This is a genomic window from Microcystis sp. M015S2 (assembly GCF_020245945.1).
GTDB lineage: Bacteria > Cyanobacteriota > Cyanobacteriia > Cyanobacteriales > Microcystaceae > Microcystis.
On sequence record NZ_JADBTX010000083.1, the window covers coordinates 19,692 to 39,923 of the forward strand.

General features: G+C 42.6%; 15 protein-coding genes and 1 tRNA gene. 7 read left to right on the forward strand and 9 right to left on the reverse strand.

Translation table 11 applies throughout. The features are described 5' to 3' along the window. Positions 1 to 61 precede the first annotated feature (61 nt). Positions 62 to 135, reverse strand: a tRNA-Arg gene (locus tag IM473_RS14970). Between the two features lie 43 nt (positions 136 to 178). Between IM473_RS14970 and moaC the strand changes: the two genes are divergently transcribed. Beyond that, a complete protein-coding gene (moaC, locus tag IM473_RS14975) occupies positions 179 to 679 on the forward strand; it encodes a cyclic pyranopterin monophosphate synthase MoaC (protein ID WP_287660660.1) in 501 nt (166 codons plus the stop codon). A gap of 211 nt (positions 680 to 890) precedes the next feature. Here the strand turns inward: moaC and bchH are convergent, their stop codons facing one another. Together bchH and IM473_RS14985 are read right to left on the reverse strand one after the other, a co-directional pair. Continuing rightward, entirely contained in the window at positions 891 to 4,556 is a 3,666-nt protein-coding gene (bchH, locus tag IM473_RS14980) for a magnesium chelatase subunit H (protein ID WP_287660659.1), read from the reverse strand. Between the two features lie 75 nt (positions 4,557 to 4,631). Further along, complete coding sequence (locus IM473_RS14985; protein ID WP_287660658.1) at positions 4,632 to 6,362, reverse strand: diflavin flavoprotein; 1,731 nt, start codon at positions 6,360 to 6,362, stop codon at positions 4,632 to 4,634. Between the two features lie 365 nt (positions 6,363 to 6,727). On the opposite strand from IM473_RS14985, the gene IM473_RS14990 reads away from it, so the two are divergent. Further along, positions 6,728 to 7,018, forward strand: coding sequence for a hypothetical protein (locus IM473_RS14990; protein WP_287660657.1), 291 nt, complete (start codon positions 6,728 to 6,730; stop codon positions 7,016 to 7,018). 124 nt (positions 7,019 to 7,142) lie between these two features. Here IM473_RS14990 and hypF read toward each other — a convergent pair whose 3' ends face one another. The 3 genes from hypF to IM473_RS15005 are packed head-to-tail and all read right to left on the reverse strand — an operon-like array spanning position 7,143 to position 10,617. Continuing rightward, entirely contained in the window at positions 7,143 to 9,410 is a 2,268-nt protein-coding gene (gene hypF, locus IM473_RS14995; protein ID WP_287660656.1) for a carbamoyltransferase HypF, read from the reverse strand. A 27-nt stretch (positions 9,411 to 9,437) separates the two neighbouring features. Then, positions 9,438 to 10,112: an ATP-dependent Zn protease gene (locus IM473_RS15000; RefSeq protein ID WP_287660655.1), complete on the reverse strand. Its 675-nt coding sequence runs from the start codon at positions 10,110 to 10,112 to the stop codon at positions 9,438 to 9,440. 52 nt (positions 10,113 to 10,164) lie between these two features. Continuing rightward, positions 10,165 to 10,617 carry a hypothetical protein gene (locus IM473_RS15005; RefSeq protein WP_287660654.1) on the reverse strand — a complete coding sequence of 151 codons (453 nt, stop codon included), beginning with the start codon at positions 10,615 to 10,617 and terminating at the stop codon, positions 10,165 to 10,167. Positions 10,618 to 10,930: 313 nt separating this feature from the next. Between IM473_RS15005 and hisN the strand changes: the two genes are divergently transcribed. Then, entirely contained in the window at positions 10,931 to 11,737 is an 807-nt protein-coding gene (hisN, locus tag IM473_RS15010) for a histidinol-phosphatase (protein WP_287660653.1), read from the forward strand. 48 nt (positions 11,738 to 11,785) lie between these two features. On the opposite strand, the gene rpe is transcribed toward hisN, so the two are convergent. Next, the gene (gene rpe / locus IM473_RS15015; RefSeq protein WP_002736739.1) at positions 11,786 to 12,493 is read right to left on the reverse strand and encodes a ribulose-phosphate 3-epimerase; all 708 of its coding nucleotides are present in this window, start codon (positions 12,491 to 12,493) and stop codon (positions 11,786 to 11,788) included. Positions 12,494 to 12,984: 491 nt separating this feature from the next. On the opposite strand from rpe, the gene IM473_RS15020 reads away from it, so the two are divergent. Then, entirely contained in the window at positions 12,985 to 13,350 is a 366-nt protein-coding gene (locus tag IM473_RS15020; RefSeq protein WP_287660652.1) for a DUF1815 family protein, read from the forward strand. A 47-nt stretch (positions 13,351 to 13,397) separates the two neighbouring features. On the opposite strand, the gene IM473_RS15025 is transcribed toward IM473_RS15020, so the two are convergent. Both IM473_RS15025 and IM473_RS15030 read right to left on the reverse strand, forming a co-directional pair. Further along, the gene (locus IM473_RS15025; protein ID WP_287660651.1) at positions 13,398 to 14,363 is read right to left on the reverse strand and encodes a glycosyltransferase family 2 protein; all 966 of its coding nucleotides are present in this window, start codon (positions 14,361 to 14,363) and stop codon (positions 13,398 to 13,400) included. Further along, positions 14,360 to 16,018 (reverse strand): glycosyltransferase family protein, encoded by a 1,659-nt coding sequence (locus tag IM473_RS15030; protein WP_287660650.1) that lies wholly within the window; start codon positions 16,016 to 16,018, stop codon positions 14,360 to 14,362. The genes IM473_RS15025 and IM473_RS15030 overlap by 4 nt, the downstream gene beginning before the upstream one ends. A 285-nt stretch (positions 16,019 to 16,303) precedes the next feature. On the opposite strand from IM473_RS15030, the gene IM473_RS15035 reads away from it, so the two are divergent. From IM473_RS15035 to cysK, 3 genes are all read left to right on the forward strand, one after another. Continuing rightward, on the forward strand, positions 16,304 to 17,908 hold the full coding sequence (locus tag IM473_RS15035; protein WP_287660649.1) for a glycosyltransferase 87 family protein: 1,605 nt from the start codon (positions 16,304 to 16,306) through the stop codon (positions 17,906 to 17,908). A gap of 64 nt (positions 17,909 to 17,972) precedes the next feature. After that, on the forward strand, positions 17,973 to 18,830 hold the full coding sequence (locus tag IM473_RS15040; RefSeq protein ID WP_287660648.1) for a glycosyltransferase: 858 nt from the start codon (positions 17,973 to 17,975) through the stop codon (positions 18,828 to 18,830). A 284-nt stretch (positions 18,831 to 19,114) separates the two neighbouring features. Further along, the gene (cysK, locus tag IM473_RS15045) at positions 19,115 to 20,095 is read left to right on the forward strand and encodes a cysteine synthase A (RefSeq protein ID WP_287660647.1); all 981 of its coding nucleotides are present in this window, start codon (positions 19,115 to 19,117) and stop codon (positions 20,093 to 20,095) included. Positions 20,096 to 20,232 lie beyond the last annotated feature (137 nt).

A 20,232-nucleotide genomic window follows, 5' to 3' on the forward strand; every position in this document is an offset into this window, starting at 1 on the left:
AAACCAAAGGAATTAGGAACCTATGGTTCCTAATTCCTGTAGTATATGCCATTGTATCTAACGGGCTTGGAGAGACTCGAACTCCCGACCTTGTGGTCCGTAGCCACACGCTCTAATCCACTAAGCTACAAGCCCTTGTTTTTCTCAACAGTAAACTACTATAGCACAGGTTCATTCAATGACGCAAGAGGGTAAAGAAAAATTATCTCATCTCGACAGCCAAGGACAGGCCCAGATGGTGGATGTATCGGAGAAAATACCCACTAAACGCACTGCTATCGCCCTAGGACAAGTGAGAATGCTAAAAACGACTTTTGAAGCCATAGAACAGGGAAATGCGCCTAAAGGTGACGTTTTAGGGACGGCCAGACTAGCGGGAATTATGGCGGCCAAACAAACTTCCTGTTTAATTCCCCTTTGCCATCCCTTACCCCTGCAAAAAATCAATGTTCAGATTATCCCGAAAGCAGAGTTACCCGGCTACGAAATTCGGGCAGAAGTGGTGACAAAATCGGAAACTGGGGTAGAAATGGAAGCTTTAACGGCGGTATCTGTGGCAGCCTTGACTTTATACGATATGGCTAAAGCGTTAGAAAAATCAATCCTGATTGAAAATATCCTTCTGCTGAGTAAAACAGGAGGAAAATCAGATTATCACAAGGATTCCCTGTTGCCATAAAAACCCTAAGTAGGGTTTGCGGCAAAAAGTTTTTCCTGGTGTCAGGGTGTGGGGTGTGGGGTTTTACCCATTTTCAGGGAGTCAATTACCTAAGTTTCGGGGAAAAAGTACCTGAATTTTCCCCCCAATCACTCCAATCGCTGGCACTTTTTGATTTCAAAAAAGCCTAAAGATATTATCCAAGAAGGTTTTTAGATTTATTCAGCAAACCCTAAGTAACCCCTTCTAACTTTTCATCGGTCAATTGATATAATTCCTGTAATTTCTCTAATTTGTCGGGGTCTGCTTGCCAAAAACCGCGACCCTGTGCTTCTAACATTCTACCGACAATATTACGGAAAGCTTCGGGATTAGCTTGACGCAATTTTTCCGCCATTTCTGCATCAAAAGCGTAGGTATCGGCTGCCTGATCATACACCCAATCGTCACTAAAATTAGCCGTACCGCCCCAACCAATTAAAGCGGTCATTCTTTGGGAGATTTCATAGGCCCCACCGGAACCTTGATTAACCATGGCATTGGCCCATTTAGGATTGAGTAATTTACTGCGGTATTCTAAGCGCAAAACCTCCTCTAATTTGCGGGGAGTTGTATCATTGGAAAAACTCTCGACAAAACTCGTCATCACCCGTTTACCGCTTTGTTTTTCTGCGGCTAATTTTAATCCTCCTGTATTGCCGTAGTATTCCTGAATATCGGTTAAACCGTATTCTACCGAGTCAATTTCTTGAATAATACTTTCACTGGTTTTTAATAACTGTTGTAGCACTTCTGGCCGCGCTTGTCCCTTATCTTGACGACCATAACTAAAAACATTACGCTTTTCCCAAGTTTTCGCTAATTCGTTTTCATTGTCCCAATTTCCCTCCACTACTTGGTCATTAACTAAAGAGCCAAAATCCCCGGCAGGATTGGAAAATAAACGAGCGCTGGCATTGTCAATTCCTTGACTTTTTAAGGCTAAATAGTGCTTACGGATATAATTATCATTTTCCGATTCTTCTATCTCGGCTGCCCGCTGCATTAAATCATCCAATAACTCGATAATATTGATAAAAGTATCCCGAAAAATTCCCGATAAATTAGCCAGAATATCGATGCGCGGGTGTCCAATTTCCCCTAAAGGTTTTAATTCATACCTGACAATTCTTCCTGTCCCCTCTTTCACTGGTTCCGCACCGACTAATTCTAAGAGAATACCTAAGGATTCACCTTTAGTTTTAATCACATCTAATCCCCAGAGTAAAACCGCTACAGTTTCGGGATATTTTCCTTTTTCGGTTAAGTTTTGTTCTAGCAGTTTTTTGGCGATTTCTCGTCCGCGCGTGTAAGCTGCTGGGGAAGGCATCCGGTAGGGATCTAAAGCGTGTATATTGCGTCCTGTGGGCAAAACTCCCGCACCATCCCGGAGTAAATCACCCCCCGGTGCTGGGGGTACATATTCCCCATTTAATCCCCGCAAAAGATTAGTTAATTCCTCGCTATTTTGTCCTAATAAATTTTTAATAGCAATACCTTCTTTAAGCTTTTCATTGGTTGCTTCATCAGCGATAATTTGCTGAAATTCTCGCTCAGATAAATCGGTAAAATAAGCATCAAGATAACCTTTTAATTCTTCCTGATTGGGAGCAGTTCCTAGGGTGTGTAAACCGGAAGAAAATAGTCTTTGTTCGACGATTTGTAGGTAATTATACACCTTGACAAAATAATCGGTTAGTGCATAGCGGCTAAATAATTTGGCATTTTCTAAAGTGAATTCTATTCCCTGTTTTTCTGCTTCCAGAAAAGGACAATCTTTAGAGATACCTGTATCAATAATCTTTTGCAGGATACTATCTCTTAAAGCGTAATTTTTCTCAGGATTTTCTCGAAACTCTGCAATCAAATCTCGTAAAATCATCAATTCTTTATACAATCCCGCTCGTCCGTAGGGAGGCACATTATGGGAAATTAACACCCCATAACCGCGACGTTTAGCTAGGATAGATTCCGAGGGATTATTAGCGGCATAAATATATAAATTCGGTAAATCTCCTAATAAAATATCTGACCAAGAATAACCAGTATTTCCTAGGGGTGAACCCGGCAGCCATTCGACGGTTCCGTGCATACCAAAATGAACGATCGCATCGGTCTTAAAATCTTTTTGTAACCACTGATAAAAGGCTGCATACTGAGGGTGAGGAGTTAAATCTTTTTCAAACATTAACCGCATCGGATCCCCAGCAATTCCTAAAGGTGGCTGCACTCCAATCCAGATATTACCTAACTCAATTCCCCCTAAATGATACTGGTCGCCAATGGTTTTTATCCCCGCATCTTTCAGAGATTTCCAGTGTTTTTCAATGCGAGAAGTTAACAGATAACCTAGCCAATTTTCTAAAGTTTCTATCGATAAACGATTTTGTTTAGAGAGATTTTCATCATCGGCAAATTTAACTTTTTGAATAATTTCTTCCCCGTCTTCGGGAATTGTTCCCACATTATAACCCTGCGCTTGTAAAGCTTGTAAAAACTTAACCAAACTCCGGGGAACATTTAATAAAGCTGCCGTACCAACTGCCCCATAACCAGGGGGAAATCCATAGAGAATGATGGCTATTTTGCGTTCTTGGGGAGGGGTTTTATGTAACTTAATCCAACTGTTTAAACGTCCAGTTAAACGCTGTAATCTTTCGGGGATTAAATAGATAGTTTCCCCCACTAATCCCCCCAGAGGAATCGTATCAATTGCTCCATCTAATTCCGGTAAAGCGTATAGAACCACACTCTGTAAACCACCGATTCCCTGTCTTGTCCAAGAATAAATATCTTGAATCAATAAAGGGGCAGCGATAAGATAAGGAATATTTTTAGCGGACAGAATTCGTTTAGCCACTTCTACCTGTCTTCCTGCTTCCATAGAACCCGCAGGACCCCCCACCAAAGGAAAGCCAATCGTCGAAACAATTGCATCTACTGTCACCGCATCTTCACTTAAAGAAGGAGTTTCAATGATTCCTTTTTTTCTTTGCTGAATTTCGTAGTCTGTGGTTAACCAATCCCGAACAATTGTATGGCCTTCTACTCCGTTAATAAACACGGGTAGGGGAATTAAATTAGCCGTTTCAAAATGACGGATTAATTGATTAATATAGGGCAATTTACTGATAACGTGCTTCCGATAAAGCAGCAGTGCCACCACTGGTTTATCAAGGGATTTATTTTTTTGATACCAAGTCAAATATTCTTGGGGAGTGAGAAAATAACCCTGACAATCGGGGTGTAATAGTCCCTTATTAGGAGTTTCAATAACTTCGGGTATTTCCTGTACTTTTAATCCTAGATATTTTTGGGCAATTACCCAACACATAGCGGCAACATTTTCAGTTCCTCCCGCATTCCAATAACCGTAAATAATTAACCAATTACGCAAATCTTGAACTTTTTTAGCGGGAATAAATTTCAGCAGTTTCGGACCAGTTTTGAGGAAACTGAGATAACCGGCTAACTTATCTTCTTCCTTGCCACTGGAAAATTTACTCAAGATAAATTGAATTGGTTTTGGCATTCCTTTTGGTTTATCCCCGATGGCAAATTCTCCCAAACGGGTTAAACTCATTAACTCTAAAGCAGACTCAAAAACTAAGCGAATCGGAATCTCTGCCGCTCGTTGCCGCAGCCAAGTAACTTGATCGTAATCGAAGATCAAACTAGCAAAAAAAACGTCGGCAGTGGCTAAAGCTTGCTCGACTATTTCCGGTTCGCTCGTCAAGGATTTATCGCTAAATACTTTTACCTCTAAATCGGGACATTTAGAACTAGCCAACAGGCCCGATTGCCGATACAAATTCCTGTTAAAGGTTTCAAAGCCAACAATTAAAACAATGCTTTTCATAAGAATATATTTTTAGACCAATCAGGGTGGGTTATCCTGCCTGAAAACACCCCCTGAAATGATCATAACGACAAATTAATAATAACTGCCGGATTTGCGATGATGGATAGCGGTTAAACCCTGGTGTAAAACCTTACCTTTTTCTGCGATCGCATAAATCAACCAATGATCACCGCACTCCATTCGTTGTTCTACCCGACATTCCAGATAAGCGAGCGCTTCGGCCAGAATCGGCCCACCGTTCTCAGCTTTAGTGGTTTCGATATTAGCAAAACGATCTTCTCCGGGGGAAAAAGGTTTAAGAAAATGCTTCATTAAAGCCAAATGTTGACCTTCTTGGAGGATATTAAGGACAAAAGGCGTACCGCTATAGAGCAGAGACTCGATCGCTCGTTCTTTCGCCACGGCAATAGTCAATCCGGGGGGGGTGAACGTCGCTTGCGACACCCAAGAGGCTAACATGGCGCCGCGCAATTCCCCCAATTCGCAGGTGACGATACAGAGAGAACCCACCAAACGTCCCAGGGCCTGCGATCGCCGATCGCTTTGGGATTGGTTAACATTAGTTTTCGGTTGTCTGCTTTTGCGAGCTTTTTTGACTGCTTGAGCGAAATCGGTTCCTGCTTCCTCACAGGTCTTTAAAACTGCCTCCGTCGGTTTAAATTTAACCCGAATTGGCTCAAAACCGAAGCGATAACCGCCATCCCGGAATTTACCTTCTAAAAGATCGACCGCTTCCCCACTCCAACCGTAGGAGCCAAAAACCCCCACCAGCTTGCTTTTATCACCATTTGCTAGGGTAATCCCCAAGGCGGTTTGGATGGGAGTCGGTGCGTGTCCTCCCAAAGTGGGGGAACCAAAGATAAAACCGACACTTTTTTCGATCGCCGTTTTGATCTCGTCCGGTTCAGCGAACTCGGCATTAATCGCCGTCACTGCTACTCCCGCTTTCGTGATCCCCATGGCGATCGCTTGAGCAAGGGTGGCGGTGTTGCCGTAGGCACTGGCATAAATCAGGGCGATTGTCAACTCTTGATACTTTTGTACTGCTAACCATTGTTGATAGGAAAGGGTCAATTCGTGCATCGCGTAACGCACCAGAGGACCGTGACCAACGGCATAAAATAAGGGCGATTTAGCGGCTAATTTCTCCAAAGCGTTGCTAATTTGGCTGGCATAGGGAGCCATGAGACAATCGAAATAATAACGCCGATCTTCGTTATAAACGCTCCAACCCTCATCAAAAATTTGGTCGCCACAAACGTGCGCTCCGAATAATTTATCGGTGTAGAGAATATCGGTTTTGCTGTCGTAGGTACAGAGTTGATCGGGAAATCGGGGGTTAGGAGTGGGGATAAATTCTAATTGATGGTTTGCTCCTAAATTTAATATTTCTTCCCCCTTGACAACGAACAGATTTAATGCTTCGGTTTCAAGAATTTTTTTCAGGGAAATTGCCCCCGGATTAGAACAAACAAAAGTGACTTGAGGCGCGATTTCTAAAAGTGCCTTGAGGGTGACGGCACGATTGGGGTTAACGTGACCGAGGATAATATAATCAATAGTTTTCGGATCAATTCTTTTAGTTAAAGCCTCTAAAAATATAGCCGAGAATGATTCCCCCGGTGGATCAAAAAGAGCGACCTTTTCACCTTTAATCAGATAACTATTGGCGGTGGTTCCCTTTTGTAATCCGTATTCGATCTCGAATTTTAACCGGTCCCAAGTGCGGGAACGAAAGACAAAAGTATCGGCGGCTATCGGTGCTACTTGTACATCTCTCGGTTTGACAATTGCATTATTCATAATTTTAGTTACCAGTTATCAGTTAATTAGTCAAGTAGTTAAGCGGCAACTTGAGGCTGTCATCATTTTTTTCTAGGCAAGTTTGGCATCAAAGTCAACACTTGATTTTTGACTAAATACAGCCTTTTATCGCTGGGGACGAGTGGGGAAATTTACAGGTTATCTTGCCAGCCGGAAGGACATCAATATCTAAAGTACACTATCTCTGGGAAGAAACCTAGCTTCTAGCAATTTGCTTGCGGGTAAGGATACCCCTCTGGGGGGATTTGCCAGTCTATTGAGAAATTCTAAAGGGAAGGTGATCCCCGGAAGCGAGGTGCTAGTCTGAGGGAAACCCTGCTCTTTCCCTATCAGGCAAAGTTTTTATGAGCTATCAGCACTCGTCTTTTGACTGCACTAGCGCCAATTTTGAGAAAGCCGCTTTGACTCATTTTCGCACTCTTGTGGCTTTTTTACCGGACAATTGCCGTATTTACCGGCAAACTTGGGAATTTTCTACGGTTCTCTGTCTCGATTTTCTAGCCTGTTTGCAGGGACTAGCAATCACTCGTCAAAATTTCGCCCATCTAGTTAATGTGACACAAGAACTCGGTTTAGGTCAAGCAATCATTTTGAAAGTAGGCAATAAAATCGTTGAGTGGCATCGTTTAAGCTAAGATTTCAATTTTCGACAATCCCAACAGTCTAGAAAAAAATCGGCTCCCTGTGTTCTTTCTGTCTCTGTGGTTGATCTTTAACGCTGCTGACATAACCCAATAAAAATGTAGATTGTCGGCTATTCTAGAACCGTTTAAGTTGAGAAAAAGCACCGATAATTTGACCAAGGCTAATACCACCATCATTAGTGGGAACAGTTTGCTGCCAGTAGGGTTGAAATCCCGAAGCTTGTAGGCGATTAATTGTTCTTTCCGTCAGATAACGATTTTGAAAACAACCTCCCGTCAGAAGAATTTTTTCTCTACCTATTTTGTGTGCAATTTCTACAATAATCTCACTTAAACTATTATGAAATTTAGCGGCAATTATGCCGATTTCTACTTGTTTTTCTAAATCTTCAACAACTCCTACAATTATCTGATTCCAATCAATAACTATGGGTGAGTCGGCGGATAAAGAAAAATTATAATATTCCTCCGTTTTAATGCCCTCAAGGGCAAATTCTAACTGCATTGCTGCTTGTCCCTCAAAACTTAATTGATAACATAAACCCAGAATTGCCGCCACACCATCAAACAAACGCCCGACACTAGAAGTTAAAGGACAATTAATTTTTTTGGTTAACATTTGCCTAAAAATAGACCATTCCTGTTCACTAAAAGCTGATTTTATCCTATCAGTATTTTCCATAACTTCTAGTAATCCTAAAGCTACTCGTCTGGGTTCTTTAACCGCTTTTTCTCCTCCCAGTAATGGCCAGGGTTTAAAATGGGCGACTCGCTGCCAAGAATCGGCAGCAATATGGATAAATTCTCCCCCCCAAATTGTGCCGTCTAAACCGTATCCTGTTCCATCCCAAGCAACCCCTAAAACCGGAGGTTGTAGCTGATGTTCTGCCATGCAGGATAAAACGTGAGCGTAATGGTGTTGAATGGGAATAACGGGTAAATTTAAGCTATAAGCGTACTTTGTCGCTAGATATTCAGGATGAGCATCACAGGCAATAATTTCTGGTACAAACTCGTATAATTTTTTTAAACTATCGAGGATATTTTCAAAATGATTAACAGCATTAACTGTATCTAAATCGCCGATATGTTGACTGATAAAAACTTGATTTTTTTGGTAGATAGCCACGGTATTTTTAAAATAACTTCCCACGGCCAGAATCGGGGGAAAATCTCCCTCATTAACTTTAACAGGAAAGGGAGCATATCCCCGCGCCCGGCGCAAAATCATCGCTTTTCCCGCCATTTCCCTGATAATAGAGTCATCTACTGGTCGAACTATGGGACGATTATGAACTAGAAATAAATCGGCGATTTTTCCTAATTTTTCTAAAGCTTCTTTTTCGTCAATACAGATAGGTTCATCGGCTAGATTACCACTGGTTGCTACAATAGGAAAGCCTAATTCTGCTAATAAAAGATGATGTAGGGGAGTATAGGGTAACATGACTCCTAGGTAGGGATTACCCGGAGAAACGGCAGCAGAAAGATAATTTTTTCGCTGTTTAATCAGGACGATTGCCGCAGCAGGAGACTGCAATAATTGCGATTCTAAAGAAGAGACATAACCGTGGTTTTTCACTAACTCAAGATTAGGATACATCACGGCAAAAGGCTTATCTGGTCGCTGTTTGCGTTGTCGCAATTTTTGCACTGCTTCCGTATTTCTTGCATCGACAACTAGGTGAAATCCTCCTAATCCTTTGATCGCTATAATTTTTCCCTGTTTAATTGCTCTAGCGGTGGCGATTAAAGCTTGATCTTTTTCCGCTAATACAGTTCCTTGACTGTCTAAAAGACTGATTTGGGGTCCGCAACGAGGACAGGCATTCGGTTGGGCATGAAAACGGCGATCCAGAGGGTTTTCGTATTCCCTTTGACATTCGGGACACTGATTAAAACCCCTCATAGTTGTGGCACTGCGATCATAGGGTAAACTCTCGATAATACTGTAGCGAGGACCGCAGTTAGTGCAGTTAGTAAAAGGATAGCGATAACGACGATTATTCGGGTCAAAAATATCGGCTAAACAATCGGGACAAGTGGCTAAATCGGGCAGAACAATTGTATTTTTTTCACCGCCGCTGCTAGGACGTATGCTAAAGTTTTGATAACCGACGGGATTTAACCATTGAGTCTCAATATTTTCAATTAGCGATTGAGGTGGTTTTTCTAAAGATAATCGAGTCAAAAAAGTTTCCAGTTTGTCTCGATTGCCCTCAACTTCAATAAAAACTCCCGCTGCTGTATTATTCACCCAACCAGTTAGGTTTAATTCCGTTGCTAATCGATAAACAAAAGGACGAAAACCGACCCCTTGTACTGCTCCGCGCACAATTAAAGCTAATCGCTGATCGGATTGATAATTTAACGGGGAAAACATCAAATTCATCCCTGATTACTTTTCCCGTTATACTAAACTTTCGCTAATCACCCGACAGCATTCTTCCACACTGGCCCTGTTTTCCATAGCTATCACTAAAGCTTGATAGGCAGTCTGTTGTTTTTCTAAAAGAGTTTTTGCCTGTAATAAACTCCAGCGCTCTTTTTGGGCATAATTATTCTCAGGAACCCCCGCTAATTTTAAGGCCGATTGCAGATAAAATCGATCGCTTTCTCCCCCTGCCGCTTTACCATAAACTAAGGTTTCGGCAGCAATTCCCGCCATCCACACCGTAGAAATTCTCTCTAAAAAAGCAGGAAAATCGGTAAAGTTCTTGACTTTTTGCCCTAAATCTGCTAAATCAAATTGAACGCCGCCGACTCCCTCTTGGCCTTGACGAAAGGCTTCCCAAGCGGTCAAACTATAACTGGCGATCGGAATACCCAAAATATAAGCGGCGAGAAAATGTCCGGCTTCGTGGTAAATAACTCTTTGACGGTGTTTACTGGGAGAAAGAGCATCCAGTAGTAAAGTCACGCCTCGGTTATTAAAGGTGAGAGTATCAACGGTGACTAATCCCAAGAGGCTAAAAGTAGCCAAAGCGGGAATAAAAGGCGAAATAGACAGCAAAGGGGTGACAAATACGGAAAGAGTGATCGAAAAAACGGTAATCGCGATCAGATTTAAAGCTGTCTGTTCCATAAAAATTAATAAAAATATACAAATGCTTAATACTATGTTACATTGCCTAGTTTTATTTTCCCCGAATTAACCAACCAATTACCCCACCCACAAAAGCAGTCACAATCGATATACCGATCTGTTTCCAGTTTTTTACCTCCCCAATTTTTTCAGCTAAATCGGGAATTTTTCCCACGGATGCCTCGATGAGTTGCACTCTTTCATTTAAACCGGTGATTTTTGCGTCTAAAGTCCTGATTTCTCCCTTAATTTCCGTCTGTCCTATCTCTAGGACCTGAATTTCTCTTTTGATCTCTCCGACGCTATTCTCGATCGCTTTTTGTCCATTCTCCAGAGAGGTTAAACGAGTTTCGAGCGCTTTTTGTCCATTCTCCAAAGAGGTTAAACGAGTTTCGAGCGCTTTTTGTCCATTCTCCAGAGAGGTTAAACGAGTTTCGAGCGCTTTTTGTCCATTGATAATCAGATTTTCTAACCTTTTTAGGTCATTTTCCGTAAAAGCCGTCATCAGCTAAACTCCTAATAGATTAATTTTTTCTCGTCTTGAGATTGAGTCGATCGTTGACTAATTTAATTATGGAGTCAAAATCAAACTGTTACCCATTGATAGTTCTAGGTTCGATGCCGCAATAGGTATTTAGGGTGATAGGGAAATTTCCGCTAAATCCCCCATCTCCCCACTGATAATTCATAATTTATAATTCATAATTCCCACCTCCCCATCTCCCCACTGATAATTCATAATTCATAATTCATAATTCCCCATCTCCCCTTTACCATAAATAAACATTATTGTTTTCCTGTATGGATAACTTTTATTGATGAATATCGATCGCACTATCCAACTAGCTCATCAATTAGCGGACGCGTCTGGAGAGATTATCCGGCGCTATTTTCGGCAGCCTGATCTAGAAACCGAGACAAAACTCGATCAAGTTTCCTCAATAGTAACAATCGCCGATCGAGAAGCTGAGGAGGCGATGGTGGCGATTATTCGGCGAGAATTGCCTGAAGATGGGGTTATTAGGGAAGAAGGAGCCAATATTCCCTCCCAAAGTGGTCGTTATTGGGTGTTGGATCCCATCGATGGCACATCCTCTTTTGTCAAGGGATTACCGATTTTTGGGACTTTAATCGGCCTAGTGGCAGAAAATCAACCGATTTTAGGAATTGTCGATCAACCGATTTTAGGCGATCGCTGGTTAGGAGTGAAGGGAAAAGCCAGTCTTTATAATAACCGGATGATTGTTAATCCCTACTGTCAAGATCGGGAACTTGTCTTAAAAAATGCCTGTTTAGCCTCCACCACCCCCTTAATGTTTATCACAGAACGACAACAAGCGATCGCTCGTCAGCTGCAAAGCGTCTGCAAACGTACCGCTTTTGGGGGTGATTGTTATAACTATATGATGTTAGCCACCGGCTGCACTGCCATGCCGATGGTAATCCTAGAATCAGACCTGAAATACTACGATTTTTGTGCTTTAATCCCGATTATTGAAGGTGCGGGCGGAATAATTAGCGATTGGTCGGGTAATCCCCTAAAAGCTGATTCTAGCGAAGTTTTAGCCGTCTCTAATTCCGGTTTATGGCGGCAGGTTTTAGAACAAATCAGCAGAGTGGGTTAGTGCCAATACTAAGATAATTAGTCAACAGCTAACCCACCCCTGCGGCAATTAAACGGTGGCTAATTGAGGTTGGGGACGTTTGCTGTTACGGATACCTTCGATCGCCGCTGCGTAATCGGGGGCATTAAATACCGCCGAACCTGCTACGATCGCATTAGCACCTGCTTCGAGAACTTGCCAAGTATTAGCCGGTTTTAAGCCGCCATCCACTTCAATCCAGGGATCCAAGCCTTTTTCATCGCAGATTTGGCGTAATTGACGGATTTTGGGGACAACTTCTGGGATAAAACTCTGGCCACCAAAACCGGGGTTAACGCTCATAATTAGGACTAAATCGCACAAATGCAGCACATATTCGATTAAATCTAAGGGAGTGGAGGGATTTAACACCACACCCGCTTGTTTACCGAGTTCGCGGATTTGGCAAAGAGTGCGATGGAGATGGGGAGAAGCGTTATGTTCAGCGTGAACAGAAATAATGTCAGCACCTGCTTTCGCAAAGTCAGCCACATATTTTTCTGGTTCGACGATCATTAAATGCACATCTAAAGGTTTTTTCGTATAGGGACGAATAGCGGAGACAATCAGGGGTCCGATGGTGATATTCGGGACAAAACGACCATCCATCACATCAACGTGAATCCAATCGGCTCCTGCCTTATCCACAGCCTCGATATCGGCTCCTAATTTACTAAAATCCGCCGATAGGATCGAGGGAGAGACAACGATCGACTTCGAGCTTCCGTTTTGGGTCATGGCTAACTATAGAATTTCGTGTTTATATTTTCGTAACAATCTTATCAGCAATCAGTGATCAGTGATCAGTAATCAGTGATCAGGAGTCAGGAGACAGGAGATTATTTTTATTTATTCTCCCCACACCCTACACCCCACACCCCACACCCCACACCCTACACCCCTCCGCATCCGGCATAGAAGCATAGGTTTATGTAATTGTCAATATAGATTTACGAACTTTTTTGTCGAAACCGGATCATAAACTCTAAAAATAGGCATGATGGGAATAGTTGGGATCGAGGGGGTGGAAAGATGGATAGAATGGTGGCTTTGTAGTTACATATACTTGGCGAGCTCAGGAATTCACGCTACCCTAGGTATCGGGTTCTTTACATTTTGTTACTTAACATCCGTAAAAAAACTTGGTTCGCATACCTTATTTTCTCAAGAAAGAATCTTAAAAAAGTGTTAAGGTTTTGTAATTGAGGAGTGTTATCAGGAGGAACATTGTGTTTAAACGACTTGCAGAACAGCATCGCCAACTGGTCAAAGACTTAGTCATGGATTTACAGGCCTTAGCGATCGCATTAGAAAATCAAGGTTATCTAGCATCCTGCTACACCTGTGGCGGTCAACTGAACAGCGCATCTTTTATGGTGGGATTGGGGGAAACCCATCTAATTCGGTTTCTCGTGTCCGATTACGGCATCACCTGGACAGAAATGCGCGATGATCGAGAGTTAATGAAACTCGAAGGCGCGGAAGCCATCAGCCAACTACAGGAATTAGCCAATCTGATTAAATATCAAATCCCACCGGCGGAATTTATTGACAAAAAACCCTCCTCCGTGCTGCAACGGTTAGACACGGTTTAACCCCAGATAGATGTTACCTAGACCTGTATGTTTAGTGAACTTTTTCCCTAACCTTTCAGCCAACTGTTAGCTAGATAAGCCATTCGTTTCATCTCTTTTCGTCCCCGGGAGACGGAATCGAGGACCATACCACAGGTCAAACTTAAAAAGGCTAAAAGCATGATCGAGGCCGATAAAATAGCGGTGGGAAAACGTGGTACTAAGCCGGTTTCGAGGTATTCAAACAGGACGGGAATCGCCAAGATCACCGAAATAACCGCCAAAATGAGCGAGACAAGGCTAAAAAAGAGAAAAGGACGAATTTCTTTAAAAAGTAAGATAGCGGTTCCCAATACCCGCCAGCCATCTTGAAAGGTTTTTAACTTACTTTGGGAACCTTCGGGACGTTCTCCGTAGAGGGTTGGTTCTTCAGCGAAGGGAATTTTTAATTCTAAAGCGTGGATAGTTAACTCGGTTTCAATCTCGAAACCATTGGACAAAGCGGGAAAAGATTTGACGAAACGACGAGAAAAGACACGATAACCGGAGAGCATATCGATTAAACGCGCTCCAAACAGAAATTTCACCAATCCTGTTAAAAATAGATTACCAGCGCGATGGCCAGGACGATAAGCCTGGGAGGATTTTGCCGCTTCCCGACGCGCACCGACGACCATATCCAATTGTTCCCCCAGCATTCGTGCAATTAAGCGACGTACTGCCGCAATTTCGTAGGTATCATCACCATCGATGAGAATATAGATATCGGCCTCGATATCGGCAAACATTCGCCGGACAACATTGCCTTTCCCCGGTTGGATTTCCTGACGCACGATCGCCCCAGCTTTCAGGGCCTCGGTCACGGTATCATCGCTAGAGCGGTTGTTATAGACATAGATTTCCGCTTCTGGCAGAAAAGTTTGAAATTGGGAGACCACTTTAGCGATCGTTAGTTCTTCGTTGTGACAGGGAATAATCGCAGCGATACGGTAGTTTTGCAAGGAAATCGGCGGAATAGCGGTCATTTCGATCATAGCTGAGGACAACGTTTAATGATGGTTAGGGGGGTGTCTTGGCGTTGGACGGCGTGAACAATGGGACAATGGGGGAAAGCTTGGAAATAATCGTATCGGGATAAACCCATGTAATAATCGGGGTCGGGGGCCTTTCCCCAAGCAAAGTCATCTCGATAAATCATTGTCAGGTTTCGTTGGTGATTCTCTACCATTTCCGCCGCAAATATCGGACCGGCAACGACAATGGTAGAGTTAGCGGCGGCATTTTGATTAAGCCATTCCATCCCCTCTTTGAGACTTAATCCCCAGTAATCGGTTTCCTGTTGACCTTGGGCTGCTTTTAAGCCTCCGTAGGCGCGATTATAGTAGGTGTATTCGTAGGGATGCAGGCTAATCATGTCATAGACAATGAGGCTAAAGTTGAGAATTAGCAGGGTCGTTAGAAAGATTTTTATTGACTTTCGCTTGAGTTTATGGTATGTCCAAATAATGGCTGTGGTTGCGATCGCTGCTAGGGCGGGAATGACAAATAAAAAGTGACGGATGCCGTCGTAGAGGGTAGAGTGACGCAGGATAGCAACGGTAGGCAGTAAAAACGCTTGCAGTAGGGTGATTAGGGCGCAAGCACGCTGGGTTGGCGTTAATTTGGTCATTTTTGTCAAAATCCCAATTACACCGACCAGGGCGGCGATTTGCAGGAGGACGGGGGTGGTGAGGGAAAATAGCCGGGGTAGATAGTACCAAGGTAGGGAACGACCGGGGATATTTTGACCGTCAAAGAGAACCGTATTATCCCAGATGTTATACTTTGACATGAGGGTTATCGCTTCGATAAACCAAGTAATCGGGTTTCTCCAAGCAGCAGGATAGACTATATAGGTGGTTATTGCCCAAAAAAGTATAATAACTGCGTATAGGGGCAGAAAACGCCAGAGAGTTTTGAGGATTGTTTTTAAATTCCATCGGGCCACCAGATGGGCGAAGATGAGATAAAAGAGGATAAAAAAGCCACCGATGCGAATTCCGGTAATTAAACCAGCTAGAATCCCGTAGAGACCAGAATAAACGGTTAAACGATTAAATCCTAGTTTAATAGCTTGATTTTCGGACTGAAAATATTTATCTAGCAATAGGGAACCGGTGAAGGTTCCGAGGGTGAACATGGCCGCAAAGGGGATATCTTTGGGATTAAAGAAGCTATGACCCCAAAAAGCGGGAAATAGGGCTAAAATTAGCGCACCTAACCAAGCAGATTCGATTCCTGCTAGGATAGCGACGATTCCCACCACCGATAGATAGGTAATCAGGGAAAAAAGAAAGGTGACGACGTGCTTAACCCGGGTTATTTGCCAGATCCTCGATAGCCATTCCTCCTTATCGGTGGGATTGGGGGGAAGATTGGCAGTAGCAGGGAAAAAATTTTCTTTGGTTTCGTAGATAAGTTGGGATATGTAGTTAAAATAAAAGCCGTAATGACGCGACATTTCTGATATGGGCTTGTTTTCTCGGATATATTCGAGATTATGATTGACCATATCCACTTCGATCGGTTCGTCCCAAGTGATACTATAGTTTCTGACTACCGATAAACCAATTATCGCCAGAACTAGGATGACCGATAGAATTTTTAGATAAGCTTGCTTAACTGAGATTAACCCTTTTCTAGACTTCATTAGCGATCGAGTCAGTATGGTGGGCAATTTTATCACCTTAGTATATCAAAATTTGGTCAACTCGCCTAAAGACGTTTTTGGGAGTTAAAAGTTTCTGTTTGTATTTGTTAGCCAAACATGGTATATCAAGTAAAAAGCTATCAGCTAAAAGGCAGACTCGTCCCAGAGCTAGTCATTGGTTTAATGGCACAATAAAAACTAATAACTGATTGGCTTTTGCTGAAAGTAAACAGTCCTATCAGAGTTAGTTTTCTCGTCGAATTCACCAAAATTATTGATTAAATTATGGCATTATTAAAACGGTTCACCCTGACTCATCCCCTCTTCTGGGCAGTAGTTTATTTTATCGGACTAGGGATTTTATCAGTTATCTTAGGTCAAGATGTTAGCTGGGATTTACGCAATTATCATTTTTATAATCCTTATATGTTATTAACGGGACGTTTTAAGTATGATGTCCTCCCAGCACAGATACAAACTTTCTTTAATCCTCTGATGGATGTTCCTTTTTTCGTTGCTATCCATTACTTAAAACTACCTCCTGTGGTGGTCGGGTTTTTCTTGGGAGGATTTCACGGTTTAAATCAGTGGTTGGTTCATTTAATCACTTATCAATCCTTCGATAAAGTTGGCGAAAGATACAAGATAACTTTAAGCGTAGCAGCAGCAATTATCAGTATTTTTGGGGCAGCTTTTCTATCAGAGTTGGGAACCAGTATCGGCGATAGTACCAGCAGTGTTTTTGTTTTGGCAGGATTATTTTTAATTATCGCTTGTCTTGGTCGTAATCAACCGGTTAAGGTTAAAACTATAATTTTTGCAGGATTGCTTTTCGGACTAGCAACAGGACTAAAATTGACCACGGCACTGTATAGTATCAGTTTAATCGTGGCGATTAGTTTTTTAACCAATACCATCAGGGAAAAGCTGCGTAATCTTATGACCTTGATTTTCTCTATGGCTGTGGGATTTTCCCTGACGATGGGTTATTGGATAATCCTAATGTGGACTAATTTTGCTAATCCCCTTTTTCCCTTTTTCAACAAAATTTTTCAATCTCCCTATATCGAAACGGATTTTAACCTACAAGATGCCCGCTTTTTACCGAAAGATGTTTGGCAATTTTTATTTTATCCCTTTTATTTTGTGCAGGAACAAACCCTAGTGGCTGAGGTAAAATTTAAAGAGACTCGTTTTGCTATTGCCTATCTTTTAATTGTTATTCTTCTGGGAGTAATTATTTATCAGTACACCTCTCGCCGTTCTCTAGAGCAAAAAAATAGTTTAGTCCATTTACCCATTCTCGGATTTTTACTACCTTTTTATTGTAGTGCCTATCTGATCTGGTTAAAGGGTTTTTCTATCTATCGTTACTTGATGGTTTTAGAGTTAATCACACCAGTTGTAATTATCCTGATTATTGCCTATCTTTATCCTCATAAAAGGACAGTTTTTATAATCTCTATCGCTATTTTTGCCTTAATTGCCGCTACAGTCAAACCCTTAGACTGGTGGAGAATGGGATGGTCAGATAATTATTTTGGTATCGATAGTCAAGCATTACAACCCTACGAAAATTCCACGATTGTTATGTGGGGAGATGAAGGAACAGGTTATCTAGTTCCCCATTTTCCCGCTTCGACTCGTTTTGTGCGATTGCGAGGAAATATGGGAGTCAGTGAGGGAACTTTAATGCGAAAAAATGCCGAGACATTTATTGCTAATACTCCCCTAGAATCTCTCTACATTCTGCAAACAGACTTTAATAAAAAATCCCCTGATATAGTGGGGGATTTAGCCAAGGAAAATCTCGTTATTGACTTCCAAAGTTGTCAACCCTTTCCCACCAAAATCGAAAAATTTAATCTCTGTCGTCTTGAGAAAAAGTAATTCTCACGGGAAAGCTATGCTCTAACAATTGTTAATTGCCAGTGACTCCTACCTTTTATCTGTAATGATTTATCTATTGACCGTTAACTACAACTGCGCGGAATTAATTAAGCGTTTAATCGCTTCCCTCAACGATGACTTATTTGCTACTCTCATCATTGTTAACAATTCCATTGAAGATAAAAATATCCAATCTCTAGCAGCGGAAAGAGTCAAGATTATTGAAGCGGGGGAAAATTTAGGATTTGGGAAAGGATGTAATCTGGGACTTAATTGGATTTATCAACAAGACAGAGAAGCTATCGTTTGGTTAGTTAATCCCGACGCTTACTTATTACCGGACTCTCTGGAGAAAGCCAGCAAATTTTTTCAGCAATATCCCGAAGTTGCCATCGCTGGTACAGAAATTTACGAACCGGATGGTAAAATCTGGTTTGGTTGGGGAAAATTTAATGCTAAAATCGGCACAATTAACGTAGTAGAGGAATCCTTAGACTATCGAGATAAACCCTATCTAATTCCCGACTGGGTGACGGGATGCAGTTTATTAATTAACTTCTCTAATTTTTCCACTTGTCCCCATTTTGATCCCGATTACTTTCTCTACTACGAAGACTTTGATTTTTCCCGAAGATACGCAAATCAAGGCTATTTAGTCGTTGTTACCAATCAGATTAAAATTATTCATGAACCATCTTCTATCACCCGTCGCTATGGTTATCTAAGACTAACTCATAATATCTATAGTTATCTTCTCAGTCTCGAAAAACATACGACTTTAACTATCCTTGTTTATCGCTTGCTGCGGATGAGTTTTATGTCTTTACTGATCCTTCCCATTAAACCCAAATTCTCCCTAGCTAAGTTAGAAGGAATTCAACTCTATGGTCAAAGAATTATCACTAAACTGCGACTAGGTTGAACCCCTTAGTTTTGCGGCTTCAGGCATTATTCTTGCTCAATCCTGTTTAAAAGTTATAGGAGAGCGGCGAGTGGCTTATCTCCACTTCCCGCCCTCCTATCCCTTGATTCTTCAACTCCAGCGATGGCCGCCCCGCTTGATTGTAAAGATTTGTTTAGCTTGACCAGAGGTTGATAGTGCGTAGGCTAAGATGAATTGTAAATGGATTCAAAATGAATTTTAAATGAATTCAAGATGAGCCAATCTGGTGAACTGTCGTATTTTGATCATGGAGTTGCCATTTTGTGAGTAAGAAATGGTTCGCAGATAACAGTTTGTCGATCGGGCGGACTCCTCTAGTGCGCCTTAATCGAGTCGTTGGCAACAGTCACGCCACGGTTCTGGCCAAGATTGAAGGTCGCAATCCAGCCTATTCAGTCAAATGTCGTATTGGTGCGGCCATGATCTGGGATGCGGAACAACGGGGATTATTGGGGCCGGGCAAAGAACTGGTGGAACCCACCAGTGGCAATACAGGCATTGCCCTAGCCTTTGTGGCCGCCGCTAAGGGGATTCCCCTGACCCTGACCATGCCTGAAACCATGAGCTTGGAGCGGCGCAAACTGTTGCTCGCCTATGGAGCCAATCTGGTGTTAACAGAAGGGACTAAAGGCATGACCGGAGCGGTGGCAAAGGCAGAAGAAATTGCCGCATCTAATCCCGATCGCTATGTGTTGTTACAACAGTTCCGTAATGCTGCCAATCCCCGCATCCATGAGGAAACCACCGGCCCCGAAATTTGGCAGGACACAGATGGGGCGATCGACATTCTCGTGTCGGGTGTGGGAACGGGCGGAACCATTACGGGAGTTTCGCGCTATGTCAAAAAGACCCAAGGAAAACCGATTTTATCGGTAGCGGTGGAGCCAGAAGCCAGCCCGATACTATCCCAAGCTAGGGCAGGTCAGCCCTTAAAGTCCGGCCCTCACAAAATTCAGGGCATTGGGGCGGGGTTTATTCCCGAAGTTCTGGATTTATCCCTCGTGGATGGGATTGAAACCGTTTCCAACGAAGAGGCCATTCTTTATGCCCAAAGATTGGCTAAGGAAGAAGGGATTATCTCCGGCATTTCCTGCGGTGCCGCAGCTGCCGTCGCCGCTCGCTTGGCACAACAACCCGAACACCAAGGCAAAACCATTGTCGTGATTTTGCCAGATTCCGGAGAACGGTATTTGAGTTCCATCCTATTCCAAGGGGTATTTAATGAGCAAGGGTTAGTGGCTTGACATCCTCGCCGCCCTAAAAGTGCGGCGATTCCTAAACCTCACGATTTAAGTTTCTGCTTCCACCACCGTCGCATACCACAGTTAAAAAACCATGTACTGTCTTACACAGAGTCCACAGACTTTCGCCCCATTTCAGA